Raw genomic sequence first — 21,251 nt, forward strand, 5'->3', positions numbered from 1 at the left:
GGTGGTCTGGCAGATCAGAGTTCGACCACGATCGCCATCGGGGTCTGCTCGGTGCTCTGCCCGAGGGGGTTGTCAGCGAACATCTCCTCGAATCTGGTCCAGTCCCCCTTCACGTCGGACCCGAGCACGTTGCGGCCGATGTCGTTGGCGTCCATCACGACCGTCCCGCCGAAGGTGTCGCGATATGCCTGCGGAGCACGCTCACGAATTGCGGCCGACAAACGGGATGCCACCTGGTCGGGGTCCTTGGGTGCCAGCTTGGCCGAGACGTTGGAGGGATACGCCGAGTATTCCGTCGGACCGTCGATGGCGCGTATGTCGTTGCCGACCAATTCGTAGAACAGCCCTCGTCTGCCGATCGCCTTGCCGACCGCGCCCCCGGCGCTGGCGTAGAGCACTCGCGGCAGACCGACTTCCTGAATCGCCAGTTGCATGGTGAACGGTGATCCGAGGCCGATGCCCGCCGGCGTGCGCGTGACGTACTTCGACAGAATGCGCGCCGAACGGCCGACGTTGATGTCCCAGATGAAGTACGACCGACCCTGCGTGATCGCGACGATCTTCTCGGAGATGAAGAAGAACCACCGCTTGCCAGCGAGCGCAGCCTGATGTTCCGGGTCGGCCTCCAGCGCAGCGAAAAAAGCGTCGATGTGCTCGTTCACCCGAGCATCGAGGTCGTCGTCACGACTGACCAGTTCGGTGCGCAACGGGTACCGCCGCACGCTCGCGCCCGACGCGGTCGTGAGATCCAACTGCTTGTCGGCGTTGGCTTCGAGGTCGGTCTTGAGGCGAGGCTCGGCGTCTGCCTCGTCCGGTTGCTCGTCGAAGAACTCACGCAGCCACAGCTCGACGTTGAGCAGTCGCCAGAAGGTCATCGAGTCAAGGGTGTTGGTGCCCTTGATCCAGCCCTCGAATGCGTGCAGCACCTCGGTCTGGTCGAAATAGGGCCTGCTGGCAAAGGATTCGGAGAGGAAAATGTTGTAGAAGTAGTTCTTCAACCGCATGAACCACTCGGACTGCGGAGTGGTGAAGCCGATCTTGTTGCGGCGACGGTTGATCAGATCGGGCAGCAGTCCACGGGTCGCATCGCGCAGCACCCGCTTGTTCCAGCCGTCCTTGATGATCGCTTCGTCGGACAGACTGAAGATGAACTTCACGACCTCCTTGTCCAGGAACGGCACACGGCCCTCCAGGGAGAACCGCATCGTGTTCTTGTCCTCGTAGCGCAGCAACGAGGGCAGCGAGCCGATGAACAGATCTTCGATGAGGCGCTTCTTGAGGTTGGCGCCCTCGACGGAATAACGCTCTGCGGCATACGTCGTGACGAAATCGTCGCCGAGCAGGCGCTCGCCCGGGATCGACTTGTTGCCCTTGAGCTTCGACTTCAGCTTGAACCGGCCCAACCGGTAGAGCACGTCCAGGCTCTTGCTGAGTTCGAGCGCCGCGGCGGTCGCGCCCTGGGCGCGCAGCTGGCGCAGGTAGACGAAGTAGTAGGGAATGTACCCAGCCATCATCTCGTCGGCGCCCTGACCGTCGAGCAGCACCGTGACGTGCTTGGTCGCCTCGCGCATGACCTGGAACTGCGCATAGGGGCCGGAGGAGATCAGCGGCTCCTCCTGCGTGCGGATGAAGTCGCGCAAGTCGACCTTGAACTCGTCTGCGGTCGGCAGGATCTTGTGCGAATCGACGTGACCCTTGCAGATGTCGAGCACGGCATCGACATACTTCTCTTCGTCGTTGTCTGAGCCCGGGAACACCGCAGAGAACGTATTCTGTTGCGCGCCAACGGATTTCGTCGTCGCGTCGCCGTCGTTCAGCAGCTTGTTGATGATCACGGCCACGGCGCTGGAATCCAGGCCGCCGGACAATGACGTGCCGACAGGCACCTCCGATTGCAAGCGCAGCCGGACCGCCTCGGTCAACCGCTGCTTGTACTCCGCCGCGGCAGCGTCGTCATACGGGCGCTGCTGGGTGGCGAGTTCGGCGAGCTCTTCACGCAGCCGGGTGTAGAACCCGCGCTGTATGCCGGAGGCGTCCACCGAGAGGTACTCCCCCGGCTCGAGCCGCTCGATGCCCTGGAAGAAGGTCTCGCGGCCGTCCTCATGGATCCGGAAACGCAGGTAGCGGTAGATCGACCGGTCGTTGGGGCGGCGGTCGTAGACGCCGGTCGCCAGGATCGACTTGATCTCGGAGGAGAAGAAAAGCGTCTCACCGACCTGGGCAACATAGACCGGCTTGATGCCGAAATGGTCGCGGCTGAGCGTGAGGCGCTGCTCCTGTGCGTCCCAGATCGCCAGGCCCCACATACCGTTGAACCGGTCGAAGGCATCCGTGCCCCACTCGGCGAAGGCGTGCAGCACCACCTCGGTGTCCGAGTCGGTGCTGAAGCTGCGGCCCAGCTGCTCAAGCTCGGTTCGCAGCTCGAGGTAGTTGTAGACCTCACCGTTGTAGCTGAGGACGTAGCGGCCGTCGGCGGTCGACATCGGCTGTTGACCGTGCGCCACGTCGATGATCGACAGTCGGCGGTGGCCCAGTGCGACAGGGCCGTCAGCGAACGTCCCCGCACCGTCGGGACCACGGTGCTCCTGGCAGTCGTTCATCCGCTGGAGGATCTGCGGGGTGCCTGCGGGCCCGAAATAGCCGACGATTCCACACATGGGGGCCAGCTTATTTCGTGGCACGTGATCCGACCTAAACGGCCACGAGACTCCCAGCGACCCTGCCGGATCCGGCCATGCATCCGTGACAGCATGGCGCGGTGATCGGTCCGCTCGGCGCAATCATCGCCGCCCTCGCGTATGGCGCTGCCACGATCCTGCAGGCCATGGGCGTGCGGCGTATGGCGCAACAGCCGGCCGACACCACGCTCCTGCAGCGGCTGATGGCCGGACGGCTGTACGCCGTGGGCCTTGCGTTGGACGGCCTCGGTTTCGTGGCCTCGTTCGCGGCGTTGCGCACGCTGCCGTTGTTCCTGGTCGAGTCGATGCTGGCGTCGTCGGTTGCGGTGACCGCGATCCTGGCCGTGTGGCTGCTCGGCGTTCGCCTGAGCCGCCGTGAAATCATCGCTCTGGCGGTGGTCGGAGCCGGCCTGGTGATGCTGGCAGTGAGCGCGCACGAGGGCCACGGCAAGCACCTCGGGCACCGGGGCAACTGGGGTCTGGTGATCGAGTCACTGGTCGTCGGCGTGATCCTCGCGGTCGGCTGTCTCGACAAGACCCCCGGACGCTCTTCGCTGACGCTGGCGGTCGCCAGCGGTCTCGGCTTCGGCATCACCGGCATCGCCGCGCGTGTGCTGGCTTTCGCCGACCCGTGGTGGAAGACGGTCACTCACCCGGCGCTGCTGGCCATGGCCATCGCGGGAGTGTTCGCCATCGTGGCCTACGGGTTCGCGCTCGAACGCGGGCGCACCACGAGCGTCGCCGCGATCACGTTCGCAGTCGAGACGGTGCTGCCGGCATTGATCGGTCTAGTGTTTCTGGGCGACAAGGTGCGCCACCACTTCGGTCCTGTCGCCGTGGTCGGATTCGTGGTCACCCTCGCGGGCTGCTTGGCACTCGCTCGTCGCGCCGAGGTCGACGACGACGCCACCACCTGAGCGGCGGCACCGCGAGCAGCACCGCGCAGCACCGCGCAGCCAGCCTTTCGACGGTGACCTGGCACCAGGTGTTGTTGTCCACGACGGATAACGACCGCAACCGCCAGGTCAACGCGCCACGGTGGCGACCCGGCAGACGCGCCGGGCGCACAACGGCAAGCGCAGACGCGGGTGCACAACAGCAGACGCGCCGGGCGCACAACGGCAAGCGCAGACCCGGGCGCACAACGGCAAGCGCAGACGCGGACGCACAACAGCGAGCGCAGACGCGGGTGCACAACAGCAGACGCGCCGGACGCCTGGAGGCGTCCGGCGCGTCGGCCGTCAGTCAGATCTGCTGTGCGCTACGGCTGGATCAGTCTTCCTTGGCCAGCTCGGCAGCCCTGCGCTCGACGTCGTCGAGACCACCGCACATGAAGAACGCCTGCTCAGGCGTCGAGTCGTAGTCACCGTCGGCGATCTTGGTGAACGCCTCGATGGTGTCCTTCAACGGAACGGTCGAACCCTCGATGCCGGTGAACTGCTTGGCAACGTAGGTGTTCTGCGACAGGAAGCGCTGGATCCGCCGCGCCCGGGCAACCAGCACCTTGTCCTCTTCGGACAGTTCGTCGATACCGAGGATCGCGATGATGTCCTGGAGCTCCTTGTTGCGCTGCAGGATTCCCTTCACACGCACCGCGGTGTCGTAGTGGTCCCGCGAGATGTAGCGCGGGTCCATGATGCGCGAGGTCGACGTGAGCGGGTCCACCGCGGGGTAGATACCCATCGAGGCGATGTCACGGGACAACTCGGTGGTGGCATCCAGGTGGGCGAAGGTCGTCGCCGGCGCCGGGTCGGTGTAGTCATCTGCAGGGACGTAGATCGCCTGCATCGAGGTGATCGAGTGACCACGGGTCGAGGTGATGCGCTCCTGCAGAATGCCCATCTCATCGGCCAGCGTCGGCTGGTAACCCACCGCAGACGGCATGCGGCCGAGCAGCGTCGACACCTCGGAACCGGCCTGGGTGAACCGGAAGATGTTGTCGATGAACAACAACACGTCCTGGTTCTGCACATCACGGAAGTACTCCGCCATGGTCAGCGCAGCCAGCGCCACTCGCAGACGGGTGCCCGGCGGCTCATCCATCTGGCCGAAGACCAGCGCCGTCTGGCCAAGCACTCCGGCTTCGTCCATCTCGACCATGAGGTCATTGCCCTCACGGGTACGTTCGCCGACCCCGGCGAACACGGACACACCACCGTGGTCGCGGGCGACACGCGCGATCATCTCCTGGATCAGCACGGTCTTGCCCACTCCGGCACCGCCGAAGAGGCCGATCTTTCCACCCTGCACGTACGGCGTGAGCAGGTCGATGACCTTGATGCCGGTCTCGAACATCTGGGTCTTGGACTCCAGCGCGTCGAACGCCGGCGCCTTGCGGTGAATACCCCAACGCTCCTTGACCTCGATGGTCTCGCCGTCCGCGAGGTTGAGGCAGTCACCCGTGGTGTTGAACACCTTGCCGAGTGTCACCTCACCGACCGGGACGGTGATCGGGCCGTTGGTGTCGGTGACCTCCTGGCCGCGAACGATGCCGTCGGTGGGCTGCAGCGAGATCGCGCGCACCATGTTGTCGCCGATGTGCTGGGCGACCTCGAGGTTGATGCGCTTCTTGCCTTCACCTTCGACGTGCTCGCCGGTCAGATCGACGTCGAGAGTCAGCAGGTTGTAGATGTCCGGCATCGAGTCGATGGAGAACTCCACGTCGACGACCGGGCCGATGACACGCGAGACGCGGCCGATGCCTCCGCTGGACTGCTCCGCCGCGGGGGCGGGGCTGGCAACAGTGCTCATGATGTTTCTTTCTCCTCGTATGGCGCGTCAGGACGCGTCCGCGAGTGCGCTGGCGCCACCAACGATCTCGCTGATCTCTTGGGTGATCTCAGCCTGCCGCGCCTGGTTGGCGAGACGGGTGTAGGTCTTGATGAGTTCTTCTGCGTTGTCGGTCGCCGACTTCATCGCCCGCTGGCGGGCTGCCAGTTCGGAGGCCGCCGACTGCAGCAGCGCGTTGAAGATCCGCGCAGTGATGTACTGCGGAAGGAGCGCGTCCAGCACCTTGTCGGCACCGGGCTCGAACTCGTACAACGGCAGCGGGCCGGAGTCGGGCACGCCGTCGCCGTCACTGTCGAGGTCACCTTCGACGACCTCCAAGGGCAACAGGCGGACGACCTGGGGCTCTTGGCTGACCATCGACACGAAGCGGGTGTAGACGAGATGGACCTCATCGACGCCGCCCTCTTCGCTGCCCTTGACGAACTCACCGGTGAGCACGTCGCCGATCTGCTTCGCCTGCTCGAACTGCGGACTGTCGGTGAAACCGGTCCACTCGCGTTCGAACTCCCGGCGACGGAATTTGTAGTAACTCACCGCCTTGCGCCCCACCAGGTAGACGGCAACGTCCTTGCCCTCGCCCCGGAGCCGCTCGATCAACTCGGCGCTGGTCTTGATCGCGTTCACGGAGTAGGCCCCCGCGAGACCGCGGTCACTGGTGAAGATCAGCACAGCTGCGCGCTTGGGATTGTCGCGCTCCGTTGTCAGCGGATGGTCGGTGTTGCTGTGCGTCGCGACGGCCGAACAGGCACGGGTGAGCGCGATGGCGTACGGCGTCGACTGAGCGACCGCGTGCCGTGCCTTGACGACGCGCGAGGCCGCGATCATCTCCATGGCATGTGTGATCTTCTTGGTGGCCTGGACAGACCGGATGCGTTGGCGGTAAACCCGCATCTGCGCGCCCATCGGTCCCCTTCCCTAAATGTCGGAGTAGCAGTCAGCGGAGGCCGTCAGGCCTTGTGCTGCTTGACGATCTTGGCCTGGTCGATCTGGTCCTGGGCGATCTCATCGTGCGATTCGGCGCCCTCACCACCGTGTTGCGGACCAGCCTGGAACTCCGGCTTGAACTCCTTCATCGCCGCCTCGAAGGCGGCAAGACCGTCGTCGTCGATCTTCGAGGTCTCGCGGATGGCGTCCAGGGTTGCCTGGTTGTTGCGGTGCAGGTAGTCCAGGAACTCGTTCTCGAAACGCGGGACATCCTCGACAGCGACATCATCGAGTTGACCGGTCGTGCCGGCCCAGATCGACGCGACCTGGTTGGGCACGGAGTACGGCGCGTTCTGCGGCTGCTTGAACAAGGACATCAGCCGCTCACCGCGGGCCAACTGGTGACGGGAGGCCGCGTCGAGGTCGGAAGCAAACATGGCAAACGCCTGCATCTCACGGAACTGTGCGAGGTCCACCTTGATCGAACCGGTGACCGCCTTCATGGCCTTGGTCATGGCGGCGCCGCCGACACGCGACACCGACACACCGACGTCGATGGCCGGACGCTGGTTGGCGTTGAACAGATCGGACTGCAAGAAGATCTGACCGTCGGTGATCGAGATGACGTTGGTCGGGATGAACGCCGAGACGTCACCCGCCTTGGTTTCGATGATCGGCAGGCCGGTCATCGAACCCGAACCGAGGTCCTTGGACAGCTTCGCGCAACGCTCGAGCAGGCGGCTGTGCAGGTAGAACACGTCACCCGGGTAGGCCTCACGACCCGGCGGGCGGCGCAGCAAAAGCGACATGGCGCGGTAGGCGTCGGCCTGCTTGGACAGGTCGTCGAACACGATGAGGACGTGCTTGCCGTCATACATCCAGTGCTGGCCGATGGCCGAACCGGTGAACGGAGCGAGGTACTTGAAGCCGGCCGGGTCACCAGCAGGAGCATTGACGATGGTGGTGTATTCCATCGCGCCGGCGTCCTCAAGGGTGCGGCGCACCTCAGCGACCGTGGAGTTCTTCTGACCGATCGCGACGTAGATGCACCGGACCTGCTTGTCCGGATCACCGGTCTCCCAGTTTTCCTTCTGGTTGATGATCGTGTCGGTGGCGATCGTGGTCTTGCCGGTCTGGCGGTCACCGATGATCAGCTGTCGCTGACCACGTCCGATGGGCGTCATGGCGTCGATGGCCTTGATGCCGGTCTGGAGCGGCTCGTGCACCGACTGACGCTGGACCACGGTCGGTGCCTGGAGCTCGAGCGCACGCCGGGCGTCCGGCTTGATGTCGCCCAGACCATCGATCGGCTGACCGAGCGGGTCGACCACACGGCCGAGGAAGGCATCGCCGACCGGAACCGAGAGAACCTCGCCGGTGCGCTTGACCTCCTGGCCTTCCTCGATGCCCCCGAAGTCACCGAGGACGACGACACCGATCTCGTGCACGTCGAGGTTGAGTGCGATGCCCAGCGTGCCGTCCTCGAACTGCAGCAACTCGTTGGTCATCGCGGAGGGCAGGCCCTCGACGTGGGCGATTCCGTCGGCGGCGTCTGCGACGGTACCGACCTCCTCACGGCTGGCGGCGCCTGGCTCGTAGGCCCGGACATATCCGTCCAGCGCGTCCCGGATCTCGTCGGGACGGATCGAAAGCTCCGTCATGTCTTCTTCTCCTTCTGAGGGGCGGTGGGTCGCCCACGTGGTTCAAAAAGTGTGTGTGCCGTATGCCGGGGCGACTGCTCAGCCCGCCATGGCCCGGCGCGCTTCGTCCAACCTGGTCTGGATCGTGCCGTCGATGACCTCGTCGCCGATCTGCACACGCAGACCGCCGACGACTGCCGGGTTGACGACCACGTTGAGCTGGACGGTCCGCCCGTAGATCGCCGTCAGTGCCGCGCTCAGGCGATTGCTGTGCTCGTCACTCAGCGTCCGTGCGGTGGTGACCGTGGCCACCAACTGGTGACGAAGGTTCGCAGCCGCGTTGATGTAGGACTGCAGCACGCGCTCGAACCGCTGACCGCGGGGGTGCGCGGCCGCCTGGCGGACCAGTGCGACGGTTTCCGAAGCGGCCTTGCCGTCGAGCAGCGTGGAGGCAAGATCTGCCTTGTCCGCACCGCTGCGCTGCCGATTGCTGAAGGCGTCACGCAGCCCAGGGTTGCCTGCCACCGTGCGCTCGAAGCGGAAGAGTTCGCTTTCGACCTGCTCCAGGCGACCGTCCCGCTCCGCCCCGGTGAGGACCGCCTGCACACCGAGGGAATGAACCGCATCGCTGAGATCACGAGGATCGGACCAGCGCTGCTCGACCGCTGCGCGCAGGACGGCAGCGGAATCCGCCGCCAGCTTGCCGGAGAACAGCCGATCGGCCAGCCCCGTCTTGGTCGAAGGTGGTGTGGCCGAGTCACTCAACGCACGCCGCAACGGGCCACTGTCGTCGAGCACCGTTCCGACGGCGAGCAACTCACCGCCGATCACGCCGGCAGCGGACGCCGGATCGCGCAGCACCTCAGCGAGCGACTTCTCGCTGGCCACCCAGGATCCGCGGGAAGCGCCCTGCATCAGACGCCCGCCTCGGTCGACGTGGAGCCGACCTTCTCGGGCTTGATGTTGCCGGACTCCAGCTCGACGAGAAAACGCTCGACGATGGCGTGCTGCCGATCGTCATCCTGCAGCGCCTCACCGACGATGCGCCCGGCAAGTTCGGTCGACAGCGCGCCCATGTGCTGCCGCAGCTGAACCTCGGCCTGCTGGCGTTCCTGCTCGACCTGCTTGTGCGCCGTCTCGACGATCCGCTCGGACTCGGCCTTGGCGACCTCTCGGCTCTCACCGACGATCTGAGCGCCTTCCTCGCGGGCCTTCTGCCGGATCTGGCCCGCCTCGGTCTGCGCGTCGGTGAGCGCGGAGTGGTACTTCTCGCGCTCGGCGTCGGCGGCGGCCTTGGCCTCATCGAGCTCTTCGAACTGGTTGCGGATGGTGTTCTGGCGGTCGGTCATCGCCTTGCTGACCGGCGGCAGCACCCACTTCCAGAGCACACCGAGAATGATGATGAACGCAATGAACTCGGCGATCAGCGTGCCATTGGGCAGCAGCGGGTTGCTCGTCGACGAGGCAGCGACAGCTTGGTGAATCACGGGAGGTTCCCTCTCGTCGGGGACGGGCTAGTTACTTGCCGAGGACGAAGACGAACAACGCCATGAAGGCCAGGTTGATGAAGTACATAGCCTCTGCCAGACCGACGGTCAGGAAGAAGATGGTCATCAAACGGCTCTGGGCCTCGGGCTGACGGGCAACGCCGTTGATCGTGGCGCTACCGGCGAGGCCGTCACCGATGGACGCACCGATGGCGCCACCACCGAGGGCGAGGCCACCACCAACGAAGGCGCCGGCGGTCTTGATCGCCGAGTCGATGCTGGTTGAGTCTGCCATGTCACTCCTTGATTTCGGATGCCGACACCATGTCGGTCACCGCGTGTGTTTCGGATGGGTCCTGCAGTTCGTGGTACAGCCGTGCACGTTCATTCTCGATGCACCGTGAGCGCATCACTTTGCGGGGTCAGTGTGCTCCCTGCAACTCCGGACGGTTACCCGTCACCCCTGAGGTCTCGTCGACCGTGGTCACATCCTCGATCCTGCCCTCGACATCGGTGACGGCAGTGAGGTCCTCAGAGTGTTCTTCGGCGTGGTCGCTCGCCATACCGAAGTACAAGATTGTCAGCAGCGCAAAGATGAACGCCTGGATCAAACCGATGAAGAGGTCGAACAACTTCCAGACGACGTTGGGCCCCCAGAGGATGTAGCTCGGGAACAGCGCGATCATCGAGATCATGATGCCGCTGGAGAAGATGTTGCCGAACAGTCGCAGGGCGAGAGTGATCGGCTTGGTGATCTCTTCGATCAGGTTCAGCGGGAACAGGATCGGGTACGGCTGGAAGTAGTGCTTGAAGTAGCCCTTCACCCCACGCTCGCGAATGCTGTAGATGTGCACTCCCACGATGACGAACAACGCCATGGCATAGGTGAGGTTCACATCGGCCGTGGGCGAGACCAGCTTGTCGTCGGTCGGGATCATCTCCAGCCAGTTGCTGATCAGAATGAAGATGAACAGCGTGATCGCCAACGGAACCACGAACGGGTTCACCTTGCCCAACGAGTCCTCGACCTGCTTGGTGACGGTCTGGACGAGTGACTCCCAGAAGAGCTGAAGTTTGGTGGGGACCTTGCGGCCGACGTTGCGGCGCATCCACAGACCCAGTCCGATCACGATGAGTCCGGCGATCGCAGTCGACCACATGGTGTCGGCGTTGAAGGTCATACCGAAGGCGGTGAAAGTGATGTGGTGCCCAGGGTTGATGTCGGTCGAGGTAGCCAGAGAGGCGATCTCGTGCGTCATATCTTCTTAAGCTCCTTCAACAGGGGCAGACCGGTGGCCATCAGGATGATCATGTGGAAAACAGCAAGCCCGACGAGGACGGCGGCTCCCCCAGACGACCAGAAGAACGCGCAGATCGCTCCGGCGATCACGGTGATCACCATGAGCCTGCCGGCCGATGATGCGCCGTACTGCTTGCGGGAGAACTCTTCACCGCTCTCGACAGCACGCAACAAGGTGGTCTCTGTGAACAACTGGTTGGCCAGTGACAGGAAGATGCCGACCGAGGCGAAGACGCCGATCGGCCAATGCTTGTAGACCGCCGCGATGTAGATGGTGGCGGCCGCGAGCACCACGGCGAGGATGATGACTCGCCGCTGGTTGCGCAAGGCGCGCACAACGACAGATGACTTCACAGCGTCGTCGCCTCCGTCGTCGGGTGATACTGAAATCCGGCCGGACTCCTGCGGGTCATCGCCGGCGACCTCGCGCTCAGCCATGGTCGCTCCCGTTGAGGAACGGGCGGATGCGTAGCCAGGACACGATGCCTCCGAGAATGACCCCGGCGGCCAGTCCGATGAGGACGAAGACCGGCGAGGTTCCGGTGAGTGAATCTAGGACGTAGCCGAGGACCAGACCTGAAACGACGGAGCCGACGACAATGCCGCCGATGCCGACGAAATCCCAGGCGCCAAGACCCATATCGCGGTTGTCATCGTACATCACCGCACACGGCCCTTAGGCTGCTGAACCGCGCAAACATGGGCTGTAAAACCAGCCAACCGAACGCGTCGGACAGGTCGTCCGGGACGTACGTCGGTGGTCTTCATCGGTCTTCCCATCGGCGGTATCAGCTTTGATCCAGCTGATTGTGAAAGCTATCACAAGCGCGGTTTGCGGCCTAATCGAGGCAGACCCAGGGTGAGCGCGACGGCCATCACCATCAATGAGACGAGGATGGCGGATGCGGCATACGTCGGCAGGTAGTTGAACGACAGCACGCCGCCGGACACCGACGCCGACCACAGGTACAGCAGCAGCACGGCACGGCGGTGCGGATGCCCCATCTGCAGCATCCGGTGATGCAGGTGCTTCTTGTCCGGATGCCAGAACTTTCCGCCACGCCGGACGAACGCGAGTATGACGTCCAGGATCGGCAGCGCAAGGATCAGCACCGGCACGGCGATCGGCAGCAGGATCGCGACCTTCGAGGTCTGCTGGGCCGTGCTGTCGACCGGGCTGAAGCTGCCGGTGAACGAGATGGTCGCCGCCGACAACATGAGCCCGAGCAGCAGCGCCCCCGCATCGCCCATGAACAGCTTGGCGGGATGGAAGTTGTGCGGCAGGAACCCCAGGCAGCAACCGACCATCACCGCCGACAGAAAGGACGCCTGCGAGAACACGTTGTCGTCGGACGGGCGCGTGGAGTAGGTCCAGATGAAGAACGCCGTCGCCGCAATCGCGACCGTCCCAGCAGCAAGACCGTCCAAGCCGTCGGCAAAGTTGACCGCCTGAGTCGTGGCAATGACGACGAGCACTGTCAGAGCGAGCAGCACCGGTTGCGGGAGCACGGTCTGGGTGCCCAGGATCGGCAGGAAGAGCAACTGCACTCCGCCGAAGCCGGACATCACGATGGCGGCCAGGACCGTGCCGGCGACCTTGGTCATCGGGTCCAGGTCGCGGAAATCGTCGATGGCGCCCAGGGCCGTGATGATCGCCGCCGCGGCCAGCACCCGGATCAGGTCGGCATTGCCGAACAGCGTGCCCAGATACGGCAACCGACTGGCCACGAGCATCGCTCCGGCGAAACCGAACAGCATCGCCAGCCCGCCGAGCCGGGGAACCGGCACGGTATGGACGTCACGGCCACGCACCGGCGTGAATGCGCCGAAATGCACCGCAAGCCACCGGACCCCCGGCGTCGTGACGTAGGTGATCGCTGCTGCGACGATCGCGACGAGCAGGTATTCACGCACAGCTTGCGGGGTTCCGTTCCGGCGTCGACTGTTCGGGACGCCCGCCGCCAAACCTGGCGGCGGGTCGATGACGAACAGGCAGTCGCATCAGCGGGGGTAGGCGGGGAAACGCTCGACGAGTTCGCTCACCTGAGCGCGCACATCGCGTGCGACCTGGTGCTCGGGGTCGCCGTCGCCCTGCGTGATCGCGGTGTGGATCAGCTCGGCGATCAGCTTCATCTCCTCGGTGCCCATCCCCTGCGTCGTCACCGACGGAGAACCGACACGTATGCCGGAGGCGATGTTCGGCTTGGCGGGATCGAACGGGATGGCGTTCTTGTTGAGCACGATCCCGGCGGCGTCGGCACGCTTCTCCGCGTCGGCGCCGGTGACCCCGATGCCCTGCAGGTCGTGCAACGACAGATGGGTGTCGGTGCCGCCGGTGGTCGGGCGGATGCCCCTCTCCCCCAACGACGTCGCGAGCTGCTGCGCATTGGCGATGACCTGGGTGGCGTACTGGGCGTACTCAGGAGTCGCGCATTCTTTGAAGTTGACAGCCTTCGCCGCGATCGTGTGCATCTGCGGGCCGCCCTGCATCATCGGGAAGACCGCCTTGTCGATCGCTTTGGCGTGCTCCTCCTTGCAGACGATCGCGCCGGACCGCGGACCGCGCAACACCTTGTGGGTGGTGAACGACACGACATCGGCATACGGCACGGGGCTCGGGATCGCCTTGCCGGCGACCAGGCCGATGAAGTGGGCTGCGTCGACCCAGAAGATCGCGCCGACCTCGTCGGCGATCGCGCGGAAACGCGCGAAGTCGATCGTCCGCGGGATGGCTGAACCACCGGCGAGCAGCACCTTGGGGCGGTGCTCCTTGGCCAGGCGCTCGACCTCGTCGTAGTCGATGTCCTCGGTCTGCCGGTCGACGCCGTAACCGATGGCGTTGAACCACTTGCCCGAGAAGCTGACCTTGGTGCCGTGCGTCAGGTGACCGCCCATCGGCAACGACATCGCCAGGATCGTGTCGCCGGGCGACATGAACGCGCCGTAGACAGCCTGGTTGGCGCTGGCACCGGAGTGCGGCTGCACATTGGCGTGATCGGCGCCGAACAACGCCTTGGCGCGCTCGATCGCGATCGTCTCGGCCTTGTCGACCTCGGAGCACCCACCGTAGTAGCGCCGGCCGGGATAGCCCTCGGCATACTTGTTGGACAGGGTTGATCCGAGTGCGGTGAGCACGGCCGGGCTGGACATGTTCTCGCTGGCGATCAACTGCAGGCCGCTGCGCAGCCGACCGAGCTCGGACAGCAGCACACCGGCGATGTCGGGGTCGAAGGCTTCGAGCGCATCGAAGTCGGATCCGTAGAACGGCGTCGTCATGAGGGTCACCCTAATTTCTGGTCGGTGTCGGGGTTGGCTGATTTCGCGTCGTCGACGGCGTGGTCGGTGTCCGTGCTGCCCCACTGAGCACCCAGGGTCGGTATGTCGCTCTGCGTGTCCGTCGCGACGGGCTCGTCGGGCTTGGTCAGGTCGACCGCCGGTATGACGGACTCCGCGCTCCCGGACGGATCGAGCGCAGGCGGTGGCGGCAGGTCCGGTTCGGAGTTGATGGCCTGCCCGGTCACCAGACCCACGCCGGCGAGCACCTCACGCAACTGCTCGTTGGTGATCGTGCCCTCACGCAACACCACAGGGTCCGGCTTCGTACAGTCGACGATGGTGGAGGAGGTGTCGGCTCCGCGTTCGCCACCGTCGAGGTAGACATCGACGAAATGGCCCAGCATGAAGCCGGCCTCGGTGACGGTCGTGGCCGAGGGCTTGCCCGTCCGGTTGGCCGAGCTGACCGCGAGCGGCCCGGTGCGCTGGAGCAGTGCCAGCGCGATCTCGTCATCGGGCATGCGCAGTGCGACGGTGCCGTTGGTGTCGCCGAGATCCCACGCAAGAGACTGCTGAGCCCGCAGCACCAGCGTCAGACCGCCGGGCCAGAACGCGTCCATCAACCTGCTCACGTATGACGGGAGCGCCATCGCCAGACCGTCCACCGTCATACGTGACGGGATCAGGACGGGAGGGGGCATCTCGCGACCACGGCCCTTGGCTTCGAGCAGGCGGCCGACGGCAGGCGCGTTGAAGGCGTCGGCGGCGATGCCATAGACGGTGTCGGTCGGCATCACCACGCACTCGCCGCGGGCGATGGCCTCGGCCGCCGCCTGGATGGCCTCATCACGGGACTCTGCGGCGCTGCAATCGAAGACCGGACTCACTCGCGCAAGTGTGTCAGATGACCTTCCATTTCATGCAGCACGTCGACTCAGCGGAAGCCGAAACCTTCGTTCCCTCGCGGCCGTCCGGCTCACACCTGCCAGACTCCGAGTCATGGAGTTGGTCGACCGGACGTATGACGGTCCCCAGTTGCGTTCGCTGGTGGCCGACGCCACCGACGCGGTGATCCTCGTCAGGTGCGACCTGCGTGACGCGGATCTGCGCGATGCCGACCTCACCGAGGTCACTTTCGAGGAATGTGTCATGGACCAGGCCCGGCTGCAGGGCGCCGCTCTGGGCGGAGCGAGATTCACCGGTTGCCGCCTGATGGGCGCGAACCTGGAGCAGTCGCGCGGGCTGGGCTTCACGATCCAGCGCTCGAATCTGTTTGCTGCCAACCTCATCGGCGCGCTGCTCTCACACACGGACCTCACCGGTTGTCGATTCACCGAGGCCGTGCTGCGCGGCGCCGATCTGCGTCATTCGGTCTTCGACGGGTGTGATCTGACCGGAACCGACCTGTATGACGCAAATCTCGAAGGCGCCGACCTGCGTGGTGCCTCGATCGGCCCGTGCGACCTGGACAGGCTGCGAGCGCTCAAGGGCGCGCTGCTGACCACCCAGCAGGCGTGCACGATCACCGCCGAACTGACCGGCGCCGTCGTGCTCGACTAGCTCGACCCGCAGCCCTCAGGCGCGACGCGCACAGGTGGCACGTGGCCGCCCGGTCAGGTCGCGCCGATCGACGACGTCCGACCAGGATCCGGTCGTTCGCAGCGCGGCAGGCAGCGAACCACCTTGCGTGTCAGCGTGTTCCATCACCATCAGACCACCCGGCGCCAGCAGTTGGGCGGCGCGGGCTGCGACGTCGAGTGGGATCCGCAAGCCGTCGGGGCTGCCGCCATACAGCGCGATGTCGGGGTCGTGGTCACGCACCTCCGGATCGATGGGCACCATGCCGACCGGGATGTATGGCGGGTTGCTCACCACCACGTCGACCGTCTCGAGGAGTTCGGCAAAGGCGGTGCGTGCGTCCCCGCAGACGATCTCGACGTCTGCGCCGAGGCGATCACGATTCTGGGTCGCCCAGGCATGGGCGAGCGGATCGAGCTCGACGGCGTGCACCCGCGCGGCAGGGCATTCGTCCTTGGTCGCCAGCGCCAGCGCGCCGGAGCCGGTGCACAGATCGACGACGGTGGGCTCGGTGACGCCGCGCTCACGCAGCCGCTGCAGCTCCGCCAGAACGAGGTCCACCAGCATCTCGGTCTCCGGTCGAGGCACGAAAACGCCTGGCCCCACTGCGATTTCGATGTGTCGAAACGGCGCCCACCCGGTGAGGTGTTGCACCGGCACGCGGGTCGCGCGCTCGTGGACCAGCGCTTCGAAACGCTCGACGACCGTCGAGTCGGGCTCGTCACCCATCACCCGCGCCCGCTGCAGGTCGGCCGGAGTGCGCCGCCACGCGTGGGCGAGCAGGACGGCCGCATCGGCCGCCGGCGAGACGACGCCGCTCTCAGCGAGTTGTGTGGTCGCGGCGTCGAGCAGTGCGCGGATCTGCGTCACTGCGCGGAGTTCTCGGCGACCGCCGCCATACGCGCCGCTTCGTCGGCCTCCACGGCGGACTGCACGACGGGGTCGAGGTCGCCGTCGAGCACGGTGTCGAGGTTGTACGCCTTGTAACCCGTGCGGTGGTCGGCGATGCGGTTCTCGGGAAAGTTGTAGGTGCGGATGCGCTCGCTGCGGTCGACGGTGCGCACCTGCGAGCGACGAGCCGCCGACGCCTCGGCGTCGCGTTCGTCCTGCGCGATCTGCCGCAGTCGGGCCTTGAGCACCCGCAGCGCAGACTCCTTGTTCTGCAACTGCGACTTCTCGTTCTGACAAGACACGACGGTGCCGGTCGGCAGGTGCGTGATGCGCACGGCCGAGTCCGTCGTGTTCACCGACTGCCCACCCGGGCCGGACGACCGGTAGACGTCAATCTTGAGGTCGTTAGGACCGAAGGTGATCTCGTCGTCATCGCCCTCGTCAAGATCGGGCATGACCAGCACCCCGGCTGCCGAGGTGTGGATGCGACCCTGACTCTCGGTGACCGGAACCCGCTGAACCCGATGGACACCGCCTTCATATTTCAGCCGGGCCCACGGAGCCGTGCCGGGCTCCATCTGTCCCTTCGCCCTGATGGTCAGCCGCACGTCGGTGTATCCGCCCAGGTCGGAATCCGTGGCGTCGGTGATCTCCGCACGCCACCCGGCGCGTTCGGCGAAGCGCAGATACATCCGCACCAGGTCGCCGGCGAACAGCGCCGACTCCTCGCCACCGGCACCGGCCTTGACCTCCATGATCACGTCGCGGTCGTCGTCCTCGTCACGAGGCAGCAACAGGGTGCGCAGCTTGTCTTCGGCCGCGGTGAGCGACTGCTGCATGCCGGGCAGTTCCTCAGCGAAGCTGTCGTCCTCGGCGGCAAGCTCGGTGGCCGCGGCCAAGTCGTCGCGCGCGGCCAGCCAGGCGCGGTATGCCGCAACGGTGGGCGCGAGAGCGGCATACCTCTTGTTCACCTTGCGCAGGGCGACCGGATCGCCGTGGATCACCGGATCGGCCAATTGCCTTTCCAGGTCGGCGTATTCGGCTGCGACTGTGGCCGCGGACTCGATCATGGGGTCGCCTTCGTGCGTGGGAGGTCGTGCGGGACATAGCAAACCGCCGGCCCGATGCCCCGCTCATGGCGAGGGCTGGACCGGCGGTGCGAGAAAGCTACTTGGCGACCTTCTTGCCGTAACGCTCCTGGAAGCGGGCCACGCGACCACCGGTGTCGAGGATCTTCTGCTTGCCGGTGTAGAACGGGTGGCACTGCGAGCACACGTCGGCGGTGATCTTGCCGGAGTCCGCGGTGCTGCGGGTGGTGAATGTCGCGCCACAGGTGCAGGTCACCTGGGTCTCGTTGTAGGACGGGTGAATGTCCTTCTTCATGGGTGTCTCCTCGGGTGTCGTGCCCTCCGGGTCGCCGCGACGGATGTCGGGACGTGAACCGGTGGACCAACCGATAATTCTGCCAGTCGGCAGCGCATCAGTCCAAACGAGCGGTGCCGCCGCGATATTCCGGCAATGCACGGACGGCGCCAGTGCACGTATGGCGATGCCCGCCTCACCGGTGCGGTGGGACGGGCATCGTCATACGTGCTTGTTCAGACTGTTCAGTCCTCGTCGTCGAGCTTGATCGAGCTGGTCTGCTGGACCTGCATCAGGAACTCGGTGTTGGAGTGCGTCTTCTTCAACCGGTCGAGCAGCAACTCGATGCCCTGCTGGTTGTCGAGGGCGGCCAGGACCCGGCGCAGCTTCCACATGATCTTCAACTCGTCGCTGCCGAGGAGGATCTCCTCGCGACGGGTGCCGGAGCCGTTGACGTCGATTGCCGGGAAGATGCGGCGCTCGGCGAGCTGGCGCGACAGGCGCAGCTCCCAGTTGCCGGTGCCCTTGAACTCCTCGAAGATGACCTCGTCCATCTTGGAACCGGAGTCGATGAGCGCGGTCGCGAGGATTGTCAGTGAGCCGCCGTTCTCGATGTTGCGCGCCGCGCCGAAGAACTTCTTCGGCGGGTAGAGCGCAGCCGAGTCGACACCACCGGACATGATCCGGCCACTGGCCGGGGCGGCCAGGTTGTAGGCACGGCCCAGTCGGGTGATGCCGTCGAGAAGCACGACGACATCCAGGCCCATCTCGACCAGACGCTTGGCGCGCTCGATCGCCAGCTCGGAGACCTCGGTGTGGTCCGACGCGGGGCGGTCGAAGGTCGAGGCGATCACCTCGCCCTTGACCGACCGCTGGAAGTCGGTGACTTCCTCGGGACGCTCGTCGACCAGCACCACCATCAGGTGGCACTCGGGGTTGTTGGCGGTGATCGCGTTGGCGATCGCCTGCATCACCAAGGTTTTTCCGGACTTCGCCGGCGCCACGATCAGGCCACGCTGGCCCTTGCCGATCGGGGCGACGAGGTCGATGACCCGGTTGGTGATGTGCTTCGGGTCGTCCTCCAGGCGCAGTCGCTCCTGGGGGTACAGCGGGGTGAGCTTGGAGAACTCCACGCGCTCGCGCGCCTGCTCCGGCTGCATGCCGTTGACCGTGTCGACGCGGACGAGCGCGTTGAACTTCTGGCGCGTCGGCAACTGCTCGCCCTCACGCAGCGCACGGATCGCGCCGGTGATGGCATCGCCCTTGCGCATGCCGTTCTTCTTGACCATGTTGAGCGGCACGTAGACGTCGTTGGGGCCGGCGAGGTATCCGCTGGTCCGCACGAAGGCGTAGTTGTCGAGCACGTCCAGGATGCCGGCCACCGGCACCAGGACGTCGTCCTCGCGCACGGCGACATCGACATCGCCGAAGTCGTCCGCGCCGCGGCCACGGCCACGCTTGCGGTCCCGGCCACGCTGCCGACGGCGACCACCCTGGCGGCTGTCGTCGTTGTTCCAACGGTCGTTCCCCTGGCCGTCGCGGTCATTGCCGTTGCGGTCATTGCCGTTCCGGTCATTGCCGTTCCGGTCATTGCCGTTGCGGTTGCTCTGACGATCGTTGTTGTTCGACCGGTCACTGCCTTGACGGTCATTGCCCTGACGATCGTTGCGGTCGTTGCCGTTGCGGTTGTTCTGACGGTCATTGCCGTTGGAACGATCACCGCCGTTGTAACGATCGCTGCCATTGCGATCGTTACGACGCTGACGAGGCTGACCCTGGTGCGACTCGTCGCCGGACTCGGCCTCGGACCGATCGCTGTCGGACCGGTCGGCGGCGGTGTCGCGACGCTCGTCGCGCGCCGGAGCGACGACGTGGCCGTCGTCCGACTCCCGCGCCTGTGCGGGAGCGGTCACCTGTTCGGCCTGCTCGGCCGGGGCGACGACAGCTGACCCCGCACGGCGCGACGCGCGACGCGCCGGGGCGGCAGCAGTCGTGTCTGTCGTGGCCGACTCAGCCTGGGCGGCGGAGGGCGCCGTGCGGCTCGAACCGCTCTCGCCACGCTCGCGGATAGCCGTGAGCAGGTCGCCCTTGCGCATCTTGGAGGTGCCGCTGATGCCCATCGTCGCTGCGAGCCGCTTGAGCTCGTCCAACTTCATGGTGCTGAGGCTGCCTCGAGAACCCTGCGAACCCGTTTCCTGGGGCGCTGCGAGTTCAGTGGTTTCCGTCACGAAGGTTCCTTCCCCCTCGTTGTGCCGACTGACTGTCGGTCTTCTTTTGGGGTTGTGCACTACAACTCCGGATCGAGCAAATGATGTGGGATCCGGCCTCATTCACGTGCGCAGAAACTGTCGACGTGACCTGAGAGTGATGCATCGGACGAGCCGGAACATATGTGTCTCGCGGCTCACCATCTGATCGATGCGGCCTCCAACCTACACCGTGGATGCGACCGAACGCGAAACGACTCGCACACCGGCGTCGGCGACGCCAGGCGTCAGCACGCGCCATTCGTCAGTCAGTTCGGCAATCGGGTCCGCGTGGTCGGTGGTCGACAGCACCAGAACTGCGGGACCGGCGCCCGAGATCGTGGCCGCGTGACCCTGCTGGCGCAGTCGATCGACCAGTTCCATGCTGCGCTCGTATGCCGGTCGCCGCGCCTCCTGGTGCAGCCAGTCCCGCGTGGCGGGCAACAGCAGTTCCGGCGAACGGGTGAGCGCCTCCGTCAGCAGTGCAGCACGACCCGCGGTCGATGCCGCAGCCGACAGAGGGACGGAGGCACCGAGAGCAGCTCGCGCCTTGTCGGTGGACAGCGTCGCTGCCGGCACGAACAGCACCGGCCGGATCTGCGGGTGCAGCGCCGGTCGGATGGTCTGCCAGCCACGGCCGTGATCGTCGGCCCACGAGATCGTGCATCCGCCATACACACTCGCCGAGGAATTGTCCGGATGGCCCTCGGCATCGGCAGCGAGCCGGTTGATCAGCGCCAGGGATTCCGCGTCGTCGATGTCCTCCTGCACCAGCGCCAACGCCATCGCCATACCTGCCACGATCGCCGCGGCCGACGAGCCGAGCCCGCGTGAGTGGGGGATCTCGTTGCGGCAGTGCAGTCGCAGGCCCTTTGGCGGGGTGAGATCCAGGGCCGCCCACATGATGCACGCGGAGCGCCACACGAGATGGCCGTCGTCCACCGGCACCTCCCCTGCGCCGTGTCCTTCAACCGTGATCTGGAGTTCGTCGCCGGTCACGGTGGCCTCGACGTCGTCATACACACCGAGCGCGAGACCGATGGAGTCGAAGCCGGGCCCCAGGTTCGCACTGCTGGCAGGCA

At 65.6% G+C, this 21,251-nt stretch carries 20 protein-coding genes; 2 read left to right on the forward strand and 18 right to left on the reverse strand.

Translation table 11 applies throughout. The annotated features are described in order from the left end of the window. Positions 1-14 precede the first annotated feature (14 nt). Complete coding sequence (gene asnB, locus BKA23_RS16435) at positions 15-2,657, reverse strand: asparagine synthase (glutamine-hydrolyzing) (protein ID WP_145230490.1); 2,643 nt, start codon at positions 2,655-2,657, stop codon at positions 15-17. A 101-nt stretch (positions 2,658-2,758) separates the two neighbouring features. Between asnB and BKA23_RS16440 the strand changes: the two genes are divergently transcribed. Continuing rightward, positions 2,759-3,595, forward strand: coding sequence for a hypothetical protein (locus tag BKA23_RS16440; protein ID WP_145230492.1), 837 nt, complete (start codon positions 2,759-2,761; stop codon positions 3,593-3,595). A 355-nt stretch (positions 3,596-3,950) separates the two neighbouring features. Here BKA23_RS16440 and atpD read toward each other — a convergent pair whose 3' ends face one another. The 12 genes from atpD to BKA23_RS16500 form a co-directional block, all read right to left on the reverse strand. Then, positions 3,951-5,429 (reverse strand): F0F1 ATP synthase subunit beta, encoded by a 1,479-nt coding sequence (gene atpD / locus BKA23_RS16445; RefSeq protein ID WP_145230494.1) that lies wholly within the window; start codon positions 5,427-5,429, stop codon positions 3,951-3,953. Between the two features lie 27 nt (positions 5,430-5,456). Then, on the reverse strand, positions 5,457-6,371 hold the full coding sequence (locus BKA23_RS16450) for a F0F1 ATP synthase subunit gamma (protein ID WP_145230496.1): 915 nt from the start codon (positions 6,369-6,371) through the stop codon (positions 5,457-5,459). Between the two features lie 44 nt (positions 6,372-6,415). Beyond that, complete coding sequence (atpA, locus tag BKA23_RS16455) at positions 6,416-8,053, reverse strand: F0F1 ATP synthase subunit alpha (protein ID WP_145230498.1); 1,638 nt, start codon at positions 8,051-8,053, stop codon at positions 6,416-6,418. A 78-nt stretch (positions 8,054-8,131) separates the two neighbouring features. After that, complete coding sequence (locus tag BKA23_RS16460; RefSeq protein WP_145230500.1) at positions 8,132-8,947, reverse strand: F0F1 ATP synthase subunit delta; 816 nt, start codon at positions 8,945-8,947, stop codon at positions 8,132-8,134. Then, entirely contained in the window at positions 8,947-9,519 is a 573-nt protein-coding gene (locus tag BKA23_RS16465; protein WP_211841774.1) for a F0F1 ATP synthase subunit B, read from the reverse strand. Before BKA23_RS16465 ends, BKA23_RS16460 begins: the two co-directional genes overlap by 1 nt. Before the next feature lie 31 nt (positions 9,520-9,550). Next, positions 9,551-9,814 carry a F0F1 ATP synthase subunit C gene (locus tag BKA23_RS16470; RefSeq protein ID WP_145230502.1) on the reverse strand — a complete coding sequence of 88 codons (264 nt, stop codon included), beginning with the start codon at positions 9,812-9,814 and terminating at the stop codon, positions 9,551-9,553. Between the two features lie 127 nt (positions 9,815-9,941). Then, positions 9,942-10,778, reverse strand: coding sequence for a F0F1 ATP synthase subunit A (atpB, locus tag BKA23_RS16475; RefSeq protein WP_145230504.1), 837 nt, complete (start codon positions 10,776-10,778; stop codon positions 9,942-9,944). Continuing rightward, entirely contained in the window at positions 10,775-11,257 is a 483-nt protein-coding gene (locus tag BKA23_RS16480; RefSeq protein ID WP_145230506.1) for an ATP synthase subunit I, read from the reverse strand. The genes atpB and BKA23_RS16480 overlap by 4 nt, the downstream gene beginning before the upstream one ends. After that, positions 11,250-11,459: an AtpZ/AtpI family protein gene (locus BKA23_RS16485; protein ID WP_170226649.1), complete on the reverse strand. Its 210-nt coding sequence runs from the start codon at positions 11,457-11,459 to the stop codon at positions 11,250-11,252. Before BKA23_RS16485 ends, BKA23_RS16480 begins: the two co-directional genes overlap by 8 nt. A 179-nt stretch (positions 11,460-11,638) precedes the next feature. Then, positions 11,639-12,733 (reverse strand): MraY family glycosyltransferase, encoded by a 1,095-nt coding sequence (locus BKA23_RS16490; RefSeq protein WP_145230510.1) that lies wholly within the window; start codon positions 12,731-12,733, stop codon positions 11,639-11,641. A gap of 87 nt (positions 12,734-12,820) precedes the next feature. Beyond that, positions 12,821-14,095 carry a serine hydroxymethyltransferase gene (locus BKA23_RS16495; RefSeq protein ID WP_145230512.1) on the reverse strand — a complete coding sequence of 425 codons (1,275 nt, stop codon included), beginning with the start codon at positions 14,093-14,095 and terminating at the stop codon, positions 12,821-12,823. Between the two features lie 5 nt (positions 14,096-14,100). Next, positions 14,101-14,979: an L-threonylcarbamoyladenylate synthase gene (locus BKA23_RS16500; RefSeq protein ID WP_145230514.1), complete on the reverse strand. Its 879-nt coding sequence runs from the start codon at positions 14,977-14,979 to the stop codon at positions 14,101-14,103. Between the two features lie 112 nt (positions 14,980-15,091). Here BKA23_RS16500 and BKA23_RS16505 point away from each other — a divergent pair, with 112 nt between their 5' ends. Beyond that, the gene (locus tag BKA23_RS16505) at positions 15,092-15,652 is read left to right on the forward strand and encodes a pentapeptide repeat-containing protein (RefSeq protein WP_170226651.1); all 561 of its coding nucleotides are present in this window, start codon (positions 15,092-15,094) and stop codon (positions 15,650-15,652) included. A gap of 15 nt (positions 15,653-15,667) precedes the next feature. On the opposite strand, the gene prmC is transcribed toward BKA23_RS16505, so the two are convergent. The 5 genes from prmC to BKA23_RS16530 all read right to left on the reverse strand — a co-directional run. Beyond that, on the reverse strand, positions 15,668-16,540 hold the full coding sequence (prmC, locus tag BKA23_RS16510) for a peptide chain release factor N(5)-glutamine methyltransferase (protein ID WP_145230518.1): 873 nt from the start codon (positions 16,538-16,540) through the stop codon (positions 15,668-15,670). Then, positions 16,537-17,631 (reverse strand): peptide chain release factor 1, encoded by a 1,095-nt coding sequence (gene prfA, locus BKA23_RS16515; protein ID WP_145230520.1) that lies wholly within the window; start codon positions 17,629-17,631, stop codon positions 16,537-16,539. Before prfA ends, prmC begins: the two co-directional genes overlap by 4 nt. A 97-nt stretch (positions 17,632-17,728) precedes the next feature. After that, positions 17,729-17,944: a 50S ribosomal protein L31 gene (rpmE, locus tag BKA23_RS16520; protein ID WP_145230522.1), complete on the reverse strand. Its 216-nt coding sequence runs from the start codon at positions 17,942-17,944 to the stop codon at positions 17,729-17,731. A 224-nt stretch (positions 17,945-18,168) separates the two neighbouring features. Continuing rightward, complete coding sequence (gene rho, locus BKA23_RS16525; RefSeq protein ID WP_281287578.1) at positions 18,169-20,151, reverse strand: transcription termination factor Rho; 1,983 nt, start codon at positions 20,149-20,151, stop codon at positions 18,169-18,171. A gap of 204 nt (positions 20,152-20,355) precedes the next feature. Then, on the reverse strand, positions 20,356-21,251 hold an 896-nt coding region (locus tag BKA23_RS16530), incomplete at its 5' end, for a homoserine kinase (RefSeq protein ID WP_145230526.1).

This window comes from Rudaeicoccus suwonensis (genome assembly GCF_007829035.1).
In the GTDB taxonomy this organism is placed as follows: domain Bacteria; phylum Actinomycetota; class Actinomycetes; order Actinomycetales; family Dermatophilaceae; genus Rudaeicoccus; species Rudaeicoccus suwonensis.